The following is an 11282-nucleotide window of genomic DNA, read 5'->3' on the forward strand; positions in this document are numbered from 1 at the left end:
CTCACGCTCCCGTCGCCGCGAGGACGACGGCGACCGCGAGGACGACGGTGCCGGCGAGCAGCGCGCTCACATAGGTCTGCAGATTGCCGGTCTGGGCGCGTCGTACGGCGGTCCCGAGCCACCGGGGCAGCGTTCCCGCGCCACGTACATAGGTGTCGACGACCTCACGGTCGAGGAACCGGACGAGAGAGGCCGCGGCCTGGACGGGGCGGACGAAGAGGGTCGTGTACACGGCGTCGAGGTGGAAGCCGGCGGCCGCGTGGCGGTGCAGCGGGCCTAGCAGCAGCCGTCCGGGGTCCGACGGGTCCGGTGCGTACGCGATGTCCCCGTAGGCGGGTTCGTGACTGGCGACGGCCTCCGCCTCGACCTGCCCGGCGTCGCCGTGCGGGTGGGCGGCGACGGCACCGAGGGGGATGCGGGCGGCGTGTGCGGTCGTGTGGCGCCAGGTGGCATAGGTGACGATGCCGCCGACCAGGGCCACGCCCGTACCGAGCACGGAGGTGGTGAGGGTCGGGGTCAGGTCGTGGCCGTCGAACCAGTCGGGCAGTGCGCGGAAGGCGAAGCCGCCGAGCGCGAGGGACGGGACGGCGAGCACCCACAGCACGGCGGTCATGGTGAGGGGCTGCCTGCCGTGGTCGGGGGCCTCGGTGCCGTGCCCGCGGAAGGCCAGCAGCCACAGGCGCACCGCGTACGCCGCGGTGAGCAGGGCGGTGGCCAGGCCGGCGAGGAGGACGATCCAGCCCGCGGCGGCGGAGGCCTGCTCGGTGTGGCCGGTGACGACGTGCTCGGCGGCTCCGAGGACGGCCTCCTTGGAGAAGAAGCCGCTGAACGGCGGGATCGCGGCGAGCGCGAGGAGCGCCACGGTCATCGTCCAGTAGGCGTCCGGGACGCGGTCGCGCAGGTGGCTCATGCGGGACATGGCTGCCAGCGAGTTGGTGCCTGCGGCGTGGATGATCACGCCGGCGGCGAGGAACAGGAGCGCCTTGAAGGCGCCGTGGGACAGGAGGTGGAAGACGGCGGCTCCGCGGTCGCCGAGGGCGAGTGCGCCGGTCATGTAGCCGAGTTGACCGATTGTCGAGTAGGCGAGGACCCGTTTGATGTCGTCCTGGGCGAGAGCGGCGAGCGCCGACCCCGCCATGGTGACGGCGGCCATGACGGCGAGGACGGTCATCGCGGCCCGGGATGCCTCGAAGAGCGGGAGGAGACGGGCGACGAAGTAGACACCGGCGGCGACCATCGTCGCGGCGTGGATCAGCGCCGAGACGGGGGTCGGGCCCGCCATCGCGTCGGGGAGCCAGGTGTGCAGCGGGAACTGCGCCGACTTGCCGGCCACGCCCGCCAGGAGCAGCAGGGCGATCAGCGTGGGGTGTTCGATGCCGCCGTTCGCGACAGCGCCGAGGATGCGGGTGATGCGGAACGACCCGGCGTCGGTGGCCAGGGCGAACAGGCCAATGAGGAAGGGGACGTCGCCGAGCTTGGTGACCAGGAATGCCTTGAGGGAGGCGGCGCGGGCCTCGGGGGTCTCCCAGTAGTGGCCGACCAGGAAGTAGGAGCAGATGCCCATGACTTCCCAGCCGACCAGCAGCACCATCAGGTCGCCGGAGTAGACGACGAGGAGCATCGCGGAGGTGAACAGGGAGACGAGAGCCGCGTAGGAGGGATAGCGCGGGTCGTCGCGGAGGTAGCCGGTCGAGTAGATCTGCACGCAGGTGGCGACGACACCGACGAGCACGGCGGTGAGGGCGGCGAAGCCGTCGACGTACAGGGCGAGTTCGATGGGGACCGAACCGGTGGGGGTCAGCTCGGTGACGGCGTCGACGGCCCCGTCGCCCCCCTGGCGCGCGGCGACCGCGGCGGCCAGCACGAGGGAGGCGACGGTCGGCAGGACGGCGAGCGGGCGGACGAAACCGGGGGCCGTGCGGCCCAGGAGCAGTCCGGCGATCGCGCCGAGGAAGGGAAGGAGGGGGACGAGGACGGCGAGGGTGGTCGTGGTCACGCGGTGGCCTCAGCCTTCGTGACGGCCGCCCGGGTCGTGGGGGCGTCGGCGTCGCTGTCGGGGTCGTCGGGGTCGTGGCCCTCGGCGGTGTCGCGGAGCTTGTCGATGTCCGCGGTCCCGCGGCTGCGGTGGACGGCGAGGACGATCGCCAGACCGATGCCGATCTCGGCGGCGGCGATGGCGATGGTGAACAGGGCGAGGGCCTGACCGGAGTGCAGGGTCTCCTCGGCGGCCTTGCTGAGCCAGACGTCGAAGGCGACCAGGTTCAGGTTGACGGCGTTGAGCATCAGCTCGACCGACATGAGGACCAGGATCGCGTTGCGGCGGGCGAGGACTCCGTACAGGCCGGTGCAGAACAGGAGGGCGGACAGTACGGCGGGATAGGCGAGGTGCATCAGCGGCCCCCCTCCGTGTCGCCCGGGGTGCCCGCCTTCGCCCTGCGGGAGAGGACGATCGCGCCGACGAGGGCGGCCAGGAGGAGGACGGAGAGGGCCTCGAAGGGGAGGACCCAGTGCTGGAAGAGGCTCGCGCCCGTCACATCGGGGGAGCCTGCGGGCGCACCGTCCAGCTCGATCCAGGTGGTGCGGAAGGCGTCGACGACGACCCAGACCAGGGCGGCAGCGGCGGCGACGGCCACGGCGAGGGCGACCCAGCGGTTGCCGGAGTCGGCGTCCGGGGAGCGGCCGATGGGGGCTCTGGTGAGCATCAGACCGAACAGCAGGAGGACGATGACCGAACCCACGTAGATGAGGACCTGCACCCAGGCGATGAACTCGGCCGTGAGCAGGAGGTATTCGACGGCGAGTCCCCCCAGGGCCACCACCAGCCACAGGGCGGCGTGCACCAGCTGCCTGGTGGTGACGGTGACGACGGCGGCGCCGAAGGTGACCAGGCCGACGAGGAGGAAGGCGATCTCCACACCGGTCGGGGAGAGGAAACCCTGCGGGGCCGTGCCGGCGGCTGCGGCGAGGGTCACGGCTCCTCCCCCTTCGGCTCGGTCGGGCCGGCGGTCGGCGGCCCGGTCTGCGGATCGGTCTCCGCTACGGCCTGGGTGGCGGCCAGTTTGTCGGCCGTCTTGCGGGCGGCGGCGAGTTCCTTCGGTTCCTCGGCGGCGGGGTCGAGGGCCGGCGGGGCCGGGACCGTCCACATCCACTCACGGAGCTTGTCGCGTTCGTGGGTGAGTTCGCGGATGTCGGTCTCGGCGTACTCGAACTCGGGCGACCAGAACAGGGCGTCGAAAGGACAGACCTCGATGCAGATACCGCAGTACATGCACAAGGAGAAGTCGATGGCGAAGCGGTCGAGGACGTTGCGGCTGCGGTCACGGCCACCGGGCGTCGTCGCCGGGACGGTCTCCTTGTGGGAGTCGATGTAGATGCACCAGTCCGGGCACTCGCGGGCGCACAGCATGCAGACCGTGCAGTTCTCCTCGAACAGACCGATCACACCGCGGGTGCGGGGCGCGAGGTCGGGCTGGGTGTCCGGGTACTGGCCGGTGACGGACTTCTTCGTCATCGTCCGCAGGGTGACGGCGAGGCCCTTGGCCAGGCCGGAGCCGGGGAAGCCGGAGAAGCCAGGAAGGGGAGCCATGGCTAGGAGATCACCACCTTGACGACGCCGGTGAGGGCGATCTGGGCGAGGGCGAGGGGGACGAGGAGGGTCCAGGAGAGTTTCTGCAACTGGTCCTCGCGCAGCCGGGGATAGGTGACACGGAGCCAGATGACGACGAAGGCGAGGACCGCGGTCTTCAGCAGGGTCCAGACCCAGCCGAGGCCGTCGGCGCCCCACGGCCCGTGCCAGCCGCCCAGGAAGAGGACGGTGGTCAGGGCGCACAGGACGACGATCCCGGCGTACTCGGCGAGCAGGAAGAGCGCGAACCGCAGGCCGGTGTACTCGGTGTACGCCCCGAAGATGATCTCCGAGTCGGCGACGGGCATGTCGAAGGGCGGACGCTGGAGTTCGGCGAGGCCGGCGACGAAGAAGACGATCGCGCCGACGATCTGCCAGGGCAGCCACCACCACGCGAAGGCGTCGAGGATACCGACGAGCGAGACGGTGCCGGCCGCCATCGCCACCGAGGCGGCGGCGAGCAGCATCGGCAGTTCGTAGGCGAGGAGTTGAGCGGCGGTACGCAGGCCGCCGAGGAGGGAGTACTTGTTGGCGGAGGCCCACCCGGCCATGAGCGAGCCGAGGACGCCGACGCCCATCACCGCGAGCACGAAGAACACGCCCGCGTCCAGCACCTGCCCGACGGCGCCCTCACCCGGCCCGATCGGGATGGCGAGCAGGACCAGCAGGTACGGCAGGAGGGCGACGGCCGGGGCGAGTTGGAAGACACGGCGGTCCGCACCGGTCGGGACCACGTCCTCCTTCTGCGCGAACTTCACGCCGTCGGCGATGAGCTGGGCCCAGCCGTGGAAGCCACCCGCGTACATCGGGCCCAGCCGGCCCTGCATGTGGGCCATCACCTTGTGCTCGGTCTGCCCGACGATCAGGGGGAAGGTGAGGAAGACGACGAAGACGACCAGGAGTCGCAGGGCGACGTCGAGTACGTCGTTCACTACGAACCTCCTGAGGGGTCGGGGTCCTCGGGGGCCGGGGGGCCCGATTCCGATTTCGGTTCCGGGTCGGGGCCGGGGTCGCGTCCGGGTCGGGGCTCGGGGGCGCGTCCGGGTCGGGTGAAGGCGGGACGGGCGTGGTGCCAGGGGGCGTCCGGGCTGCGCGGTGCGGCAGCGGGCTCGGTGCCCGACGCCCCGGACTCGTCCGGCGCCTCTGTTCCGGTGGGCTCCGGCGGCGACGCCTCGGCACGCTGGGACGCCGAACCCTCGCTCGCGCTGCGGGCACGACGCGGGGGCCGCGCGGGACGGACGGGAGGCGCGGTCGGGGTGGTCGGCGTGACCGTTTCGGGCTGTGCCGCGGTGTCGGCGGCCGGCGCTTCGGGGGCGGCCCGGCCGGCCCGCTGGCTCGCGGAACCCTCGGCGGCCGAGCGGGTGCGGCGCGGCGGCGGTGAGGTCCGGTCCTCGGAGCCGCCCTCGGTTCCTGCCGGGGCGGACTGGCTCGCCGAGCCCTGCGCCGCCGTACGGGTGCGGCGCACCGGGCGTTCGCCGGGGGTGCGCCCCGTGCCGGCGGCCGCCCGGCCCGCGCCGCGGGCCGGACGGGACGGAGCCGGGGGGAGCCGGCCCTTCAGGGGACCCCATTCGTTCGGGTCGGGGACGCCCGGGGGAAGCATCTGGCGGCGCTTCGGGCCGCCGTGCTCGGCACCCGCCGCGGGCTCCCCGGGCTCCTTGGCGCCCGGCCAGGCCTTGGCGACGCGGGCGGCGAGGACGAAGTCCTTGCGCAGCGGGTGGCCCTCGAAGTTGTCCGGCAGGAGCAGGTGGTCCAGGGCCGGGTGGCCGGTGAAGTCGACGCCGAACATCTCGTACGTCTCGCGCTCGTGCCAGGCGGCCCCCGCGTAGACGTCCACGGCGGAGGGCAGCGTCGGGGCCTCGTGCGGGACCGTCGTCCGCAGCAGCAGGCGGCGTACCGGGGAGAGGGCGACGACGTGCGCGGTGACGCACAAGCCCGTGCCGGGCTCGTCGACCGCGCTCAGCCAGTCGAAGTACGTGCAGCCGAGCCGGTCACGGGCGGCCTCCAGGACGGGAATCCAGGAGGCCGGCGGGACGTCGACGGTCAGGACGTCGTACGACTCCTCGGCCGTGGCCTCCGTACCGAACAGCTCCTCGACGTCGGCGGGGAGCCAGCCGACCGCGGTCACCGGTCCTCCCCCTCGCCGGACGTCGCCGCACCGGGCTCCCCCGGCGTCGGCGGCTTCACCAATCCGCTCCGCAGCGCCGCCACCGACGCGCCCCGCGTGCCCGGGGCGCCCCGCTCGCCCGCCCCGTACCGCTCCCCCAGCGACTCCCGCGCGATCTTCTCCTGGAGCTTCAGGACCCCCTGGAGCAGCGCCTCGGGCCGCGGCGGGCAGCCGGGAACGTAGACGTCGACCGGGATGATCTGGTCGACGCCCTTGGTGACGGAGTAGGAGTCCCAGTACGGGCCGCCGCAGTTGCTGCACGCGCCGAACGAGATGACGTACTTCGGCTCGGGCATCTGCTCGTACAGGCGCTTCACCGCGGGCGCCATCTTGTCCGTGACCGTGCCGGAGACGACCATCAGGTCGGCCTGGCGCGGCCCCGGCGCGAAGGGGATGACACCGAGGCGGATGAAGTCGTGGCGGGCCATCGACGCGGCGATGAACTCGATCGCGCAGCAGGCGAGGCCGAAGTTGAAGACCCAGAGCGAATAACGGCGGCCCCAGTTGAGGATGACCTTCATCGGCTCGGGGGCGAGTCGGGAGAGCGCGCCGAGCTTTCCCCCGCCCTCGGCGGGAAGTACGGCGGGATCCGGCAGCAGCACCGGTTCGGCGCCCGCCCCGGGTGCCGCCCCGGGGCCCGCCCCGATGCCCGTCGGGTTGGTGGGGGTCACGTCCATGTCAGGACGCCCTTCTTGTATGCGTACAGCAGGCCGACGGCGAGAAAACCGAGGAAGATGAACATCTCCACCAGGGTGGTCGCGCCGTAACCGTCGGCGGCGAAGACGGTGGCCCAGGGGAAGAGGAAGATCGAGTCGACCGCGAAGATCACGTAGAGGAAGGCATAGACGTAGTAGCGGACCTGGGTGTGGGCCCAGCCCTCACCGACGGGGTCGACTCCGCACTCGTACGTCATGAGCTTCTCGGGGGTGGGGACCACCGGCCGCAGCAGGCGTCCCGCACCGAAGGCGACAGCGACGAACAGCACACCGACGACGGCGAGCAGCCCGACGACCGAATACGCCTGGAAGTACTCCGCCGCGACGTACTGCGAAGCGATCACGGTCGGCTCGACGCCGATCGGTTCCCGCACGTCCGCCCCTCGCTGTCGACGATCTGTACGCACGGGAGTCTAGGCCCTTATAAGGAGGCCGTAAGCAGCCCGTCGCCCCCGGATGCAAGAGGTGGGGATTTCCCCCGTGCATCTCAGGGGTCCACCTCATGGCGCGGGTTCCCGCGGCCGGGCACGCTAAGACCCATGACCGAACCTTTCCCCGCTCCCGACGACCGTCCGCCGCCGGCCCGCCTCGCCTACGACCGGCACACCTGGAAGGAGATCGCCCACCTCCTGGCGAACCTTCCGGCGGCGCTGGTGGGCTTCACCTATGTCGTGACCGTGCTGTTCACCGGCCTCGGAATGACGGTCACGGTGGTCGGGTTCCCGCTGCTCGCGGCCGGTCTGGCGGGCGCGCGGTGGCTGGGCAGGGCGGAGCGGGCACGGACCAGGGCACTGCTCGGGGTGCGGGTGGAGGAGCCGAGCCGACTGCCGCTGCGTAGTGCCGGAGGGTTTCTGCCACGGGTGTGGATGGCGTTGAAGGACCCGGTGGGCTGGCGCACGATGCTCTACGGGGCGATACGGCTGCCGTGGGGCATCGTCACCTTCACCGTCACCCTGATCTCGCTGTTCGTGCTGTGGCCGGTGCTGCCGTTCATCGCGCGGGGGCTGGCCAACGCGGACCGGGCCATGGCGCGAGGTCTGCTCTCCCCCTCCGACGAACTGGAGCGGCGCATAGCCGAGCTGGAGTCCGACCGGGGGGTGGTGTTCGACACGGCCGCGGCGGACCTGCGGCGCATCGAGCGCGATCTGCACGACGGGGCGCAGGCCCGGCTGGTCAACCTGGCCATGGGGCTGGGGCTGGCCAAGGAGAAGCTGCTGGAGGACCCCGACGCGGCGGCGTCGATGGTCGCGGAGGCGCACGGCGAGGTGAAGCTGGCGCTGCAGGAGCTGCGGGACCTGGCACGCGGCATCCACCCGGCGGTCCTGACCGACCGGGGGCTGGACGCGGCCCTGTCGTCGGTCGCCTCGCGCTGCACGGTGCCGGTGAAGGTGACGGTCGATCTCGCCGAGCGGCCGGCCGCGGCCATCGAGGGCATCGCGTACTTCACGGTCTCGGAGCTGCTGCAGAACGTCAGCAAGCACAGCGTGGCGCGTTCGGCCACGGTCGACGTGTGGCGGGCGGACGGCCGGCTGCTCATCCAGGTGGAGGACGACGGCCGCGGGGGCGCGAGTCTGGACGGCGGTACGGGGATGCGGGGTCTCGCGGACCGGCTGGGCGCGGTGGACGGCCTGTTCGTCGTGGAGTCGCCGGAGGGCGGCCCGACGACGGTGACGGCGGAGCTGCCGTGGCGGGACCGCTCAGGCGCCCTCGCCGAGGAGGCGCGAACGGCCCGCCCGCAGTCGTAGGCGGAGACCCGCGGTCGTGGGCCGAGAGGGGTGGGGAAAACCCCCCGTCCAAGACTGCGACGTACTCCATGGTCCGCCGACCTGCGGCCCAGCAGTCTGGAGATACGACAGCACCGCCGCCGGACGAGGAGAAGGACGACGCCGATGGCCACGGAGTACGGACAGGGCTACGGGCTCGACAGCACGCCCGCCGGGCATCCCGGGCATTCCGGGAGGGCCGGTGAGCGGCGGCACCGGCTGCCGGCCGTGCTGCGGGCCCCGGTCGAGGGACGGACCTGGCGCGAGCTGGGATATGTACTGCTGAGCCTGCCGATCGGCATCCTGCTCTTCACCTACGCGGTCACGATGGTGTCGCTGGGCGCCGGTCTGCTGGTGACCTTCCTCGGTGTGCCGGTGCTGGCCGCCGGGCTCGCCGGATGCCGCGGGTTCGGGGCGCTGGAGCGGACGCGGGCCCGGGGTCTGCTGGGCCTGGAGGTGGCCGAGCCGGAGCCGCTGCGGATGCGGCGGCAGGGGTTCGCGGCCTGGATGGGGGCGGTGCTGAAGAGCGGCGCCTCGTGGCGGGCCCTGCTGTACGCGGTGCTCCATCTGCCGTGGGCGACGTTCTCCTTCGTCGTCTCGGTGACCGTCTGGACGGTCGGCTGGTCGCTGCTGACGTATCCGCTGTGGTTCTGGGTGTTCCCGACGTACACCGGTCAGGGCGGGATCCAGCTGTACGGCGACGGGCAGCACCAGATCTACCTGGACAACCCCTTCGAGATCACGGTGACCGCGCTGATCGGACTGCTGTTCACCATCGCCACGCCGTGGATCGTGCGCGCGCTGACCATGGTGGACCGGCTGCTGGTGCACGGCCTGCTCGGGCCGTCGCGGCTGGTGACGCGGGTGGTGGAGCTGGAGTCGGACCGGGGAGCCGTGTTCGACACGGCCGCGGCGGACCTGCGGCGCATCGAGCGCGATCTGCACGACGGGGCGCAGGCCCGGCTGGTCAACCTGGCCATGGATCTGGGGCTGGCGAAGGAGAAGCTGCGGGAAGACCCGCAGGCCGCGGCGCACATGGTGGACGAGGCGCACGGCGAGGTGAAGACGGCGCTGCAGGAACTGCGGGACCTGGCACGCGGCATCCACCCGGCGGTCCTGACCGATCGGGGGCTGGACGCGGCCCTGTCGTCGGTGGCCTCCCGGTGCACGGTCCCGGTGCGGGTGGAGGTGGATCTGACCGAGCGCCCGGCGCCGGCGATCGAGGGCATCGCGTACTTCACGGTCTCGGAGCTGCTGCAGAACATCAGCAAGCACGCGCGGGCGACCTGGGCGTCCGTGGAGGTGTGGCGGACGGAGAACCGGCTGATGGTGCAGGTCGAGGACAACGGTGTGGGTGGTGCCGACCTGTCCGATGCGTCCGGGGGCTCCGGACTCGCCGGGCTGGCGGAGCGGCTGGACGCGGTGGACGGAATTCTGGTGGTGAACTCCCCGGCCGGCGGTCCGACCCGGGTGACGGCGGAGCTGCCGTGGCGGGCCGGGCGGACGCGATGAACCGGCGGTGAGCGGGTGAGCAGCGGCTGAGCTGAGAATGAGCTGAGAATGAGGCGCGGACAAGGTACGGCCGAGCAGTGGCCGAGGGCACCGGGAGCGCCGAGAAGGAACCGGACGGCAGGTGTGCGGGGACGGGCGGTGGGCCCGGCCCCGCACCTTCTCGCGTCACCCCCTCCGCATCGCCCACCCGATACTGGAATGCTGGTCCCGTCAGCCGGGCCCGCCGTACGGGCGGGCGCGGAGGAGGGGTGGGGGACGAGAAGTCATGGAGGACAGGGTGCGCGTGGTCATCGCCGAGGATTCAGTGCTGCTGCGGGAGGGCCTGACCCGGCTGCTGACCGACCGGGGGCACGAGGTCGTGGCCGGGGTCGGCGACGGTGACGCGTTGCTCAAGACCATCACCGGGCTGGACGGTCAGGGCGAGCTCCCGGACGTCGTGGTGGCCGACGTCCGGATGCCGCCGACGCACACCGACGAGGGGGTGCGGGCCGCCATCCAGCTGCGCAAGGCACATCCGGGTGTCGGGGTGCTGGTGCTGTCCCAGTACGTGGAGGAGCGCTACGCCACGGAGCTGCTCGCCGGCTCCAGCCGCGGCATCGGCTATCTGCTCAAGGACCGGGTGGCCGACGTGCGTGAGTTCGTGGACGCGGTGGTGCGCGTGGCCCAGGGCGGTACGGCCCTGGACCCGGAGGTGGTCGCCCAGCTGCTCGGCCGCAGCCGGAAGCAGGACGTCCTCGCGGGACTCACCCCGCGCGAGCGGGAGGTCCTGGGCCTGATGGCCGAGGGGCGGACGAACTCGGCGATCGCCCGGCAGCTGGTGGTGAGCGACGGGGCCGTGGAGAAGCATGTCAGCAACATCTTCATGAAGCTGGGCCTGTCCCCGAGCGACGGCGATCACCGCCGGGTGCTGGCCGTGCTCACCTATCTCAACTCCTGACCGCAGGTCTGCCCCCGGCCGAACCGCCGACGAGCGGACGGCGTCCTTTGGAGTGAAGGGCCGGGGCGGGCAGCCGGACCCGGGAACCGGAGAGAATCCGGGTAAAAGGCGGGACACGTCGGCACACCGGGATCTCGAAGTCGTGTCCAAGATGCGAATGGCCTGAGGAAGGCGACCCTTACGGACGTAGGGTTGATCCAGGGACGGCCTGCGGGAGGGCCGGTCCCGGACAGCGCCTCGAGGAGGTCCAGTTCAGTGACCAGCCAGGTCAGCAGCCCAGCGGAGCAGACCGACGGAACAGTCCTGGGAGAGCAGCGCAAACCGGCGGGAGCGAAGGACGTCCGTCGTCTGGACCGGGTGATCATCAGGTTCGCGGGGGACTCGGGTGACGGCATGCAGCTCACCGGTGACCGCTTCACCTCGGAGACGGCGTCGTTCGGCAACGACCTGTCGACGCTGCCGAACTTCCCGGCCGAGATCCGCGCCCCGGCCGGCACCCTGCCGGGTGTCTCGTCCTTCCAGCTCCACTTCGCCGACCACGACATCCTCACCCCCGGTGACGCGC

At 72.0% G+C, this 11282-nt stretch carries 11 protein-coding genes and 1 pseudogene; 4 read left to right on the forward strand and 8 right to left on the reverse strand.

From position 1 onward, the window contains the following. Window position 1: 1 nt before the first annotated feature. From DIZ27_RS29855 to DIZ27_RS29890, 8 genes are read right to left on the reverse strand one after another with little or no spacing between them, the layout of a single operon-like run. Entirely contained in the window at window positions 2–1996 is a 1995-nt protein-coding gene (locus DIZ27_RS29855; RefSeq protein ID WP_109381558.1) for an NADH-quinone oxidoreductase subunit L, read from the reverse strand. Continuing rightward, window positions 1993–2391, reverse strand: coding sequence for an NADH-quinone oxidoreductase subunit NuoK (nuoK, locus tag DIZ27_RS29860; RefSeq protein ID WP_109381559.1), 399 nt, complete (start codon window positions 2389–2391; stop codon window positions 1993–1995). The genes DIZ27_RS29855 and nuoK overlap by 4 nt, the downstream gene beginning before the upstream one ends. Beyond that, on the reverse strand, window positions 2391–2972 hold the full coding sequence (locus tag DIZ27_RS29865; RefSeq protein ID WP_109381560.1) for an NADH-quinone oxidoreductase subunit J: 582 nt from the start codon (window positions 2970–2972) through the stop codon (window positions 2391–2393). Before DIZ27_RS29865 ends, nuoK begins: the two co-directional genes overlap by 1 nt. Next, window positions 2969–3586: an NADH-quinone oxidoreductase subunit I gene (locus DIZ27_RS29870; RefSeq protein ID WP_258308594.1), complete on the reverse strand. Its 618-nt coding sequence runs from the start codon at window positions 3584–3586 to the stop codon at window positions 2969–2971. The genes DIZ27_RS29865 and DIZ27_RS29870 overlap by 4 nt, the downstream gene beginning before the upstream one ends. Before the next feature lie 2 nt (window positions 3587–3588). Then, a complete protein-coding gene (locus tag DIZ27_RS29875) occupies window positions 3589–4557 on the reverse strand; it encodes a complex I subunit 1 family protein (protein ID WP_109381561.1) in 969 nt (322 codons plus the stop codon). Further along, window positions 4557–5750, reverse strand: a complete 1194-nt coding sequence (locus tag DIZ27_RS29880) for an NADH-quinone oxidoreductase subunit C (protein ID WP_109381562.1) — start codon at window positions 5748–5750, stop codon at window positions 4557–4559. The genes DIZ27_RS29875 and DIZ27_RS29880 overlap by 1 nt, the downstream gene beginning before the upstream one ends. Continuing rightward, a complete protein-coding gene (locus DIZ27_RS29885; RefSeq protein ID WP_181383748.1) occupies window positions 5747–6466 on the reverse strand; it encodes an NADH-quinone oxidoreductase subunit B in 720 nt (239 codons plus the stop codon). The genes DIZ27_RS29880 and DIZ27_RS29885 overlap by 4 nt, the downstream gene beginning before the upstream one ends. Next, on the reverse strand, window positions 6457–6879 hold the full coding sequence (locus tag DIZ27_RS29890; RefSeq protein WP_258308595.1) for an NADH-quinone oxidoreductase subunit A: 423 nt from the start codon (window positions 6877–6879) through the stop codon (window positions 6457–6459). The genes DIZ27_RS29885 and DIZ27_RS29890 overlap by 10 nt, the downstream gene beginning before the upstream one ends. Window positions 6880–7044: 165 nt before the next feature. Between DIZ27_RS29890 and DIZ27_RS29895 the strand changes: the two genes are divergently transcribed. From DIZ27_RS29895 to DIZ27_RS29910, 4 genes and pseudogenes are all read left to right on the forward strand, one after another. Then, window positions 7045–8250 (forward strand): sensor domain-containing protein, encoded by a 1206-nt coding sequence (locus DIZ27_RS29895; protein ID WP_109381563.1) that lies wholly within the window; start codon window positions 7045–7047, stop codon window positions 8248–8250. Between the two features lie 144 nt (window positions 8251–8394). Next, the gene (locus tag DIZ27_RS29900; RefSeq protein ID WP_109381564.1) at window positions 8395–9780 is read left to right on the forward strand and encodes a sensor histidine kinase; all 1386 of its coding nucleotides are present in this window, start codon (window positions 8395–8397) and stop codon (window positions 9778–9780) included. A gap of 265 nt (window positions 9781–10045) precedes the next feature. Next, entirely contained in the window at window positions 10046–10717 is a 672-nt protein-coding gene (locus DIZ27_RS29905; RefSeq protein WP_109381565.1) for a response regulator transcription factor, read from the forward strand. Window positions 10718–10972: 255 nt separating this feature from the next. Beyond that, window positions 10973–11282: pseudogene (locus tag DIZ27_RS29910) on the forward strand (2-oxoglutarate ferredoxin oxidoreductase subunit alpha); the annotation flags it as partial.

Source organism: Streptomyces sp. NWU339, assembly GCF_003143855.1.
Lineage (GTDB): Bacteria > Actinomycetota > Actinomycetes > Streptomycetales > Streptomycetaceae > Streptomyces.

What these genes read in the sequence shown, in the direction of transcription:
- DIZ27_RS29900 (WP_109381564.1), top strand. Translation starts at nt 8,395, where the DNA reads ATGGCCACGGAGTACGGACAGGGCTACGGGCTCGACAGCACGCCCGCC.
- DIZ27_RS29870 (WP_258308594.1), bottom strand. Translation starts at nt 3,586, where the DNA reads ATGGCTCCCCTTCCTGGCTTCTCCGGCTTCCCCGGCTCCGGCCTGGCC.
- DIZ27_RS29895 (WP_109381563.1), top strand. Translation starts at nt 7,045, where the DNA reads ATGACCGAACCTTTCCCCGCTCCCGACGACCGTCCGCCGCCGGCCCGC.
- DIZ27_RS29905 (WP_109381565.1), top strand. Translation starts at nt 10,046, where the DNA reads ATGGAGGACAGGGTGCGCGTGGTCATCGCCGAGGATTCAGTGCTGCTG.
- DIZ27_RS29885 (WP_181383748.1), bottom strand. Translation starts at nt 6,466, where the DNA reads ATGGACGTGACCCCCACCAACCCGACGGGCATCGGGGCGGGCCCCGGG.
- nuoK (WP_109381559.1), bottom strand. Translation starts at nt 2,391, where the DNA reads ATGCACCTCGCCTATCCCGCCGTACTGTCCGCCCTCCTGTTCTGCACC.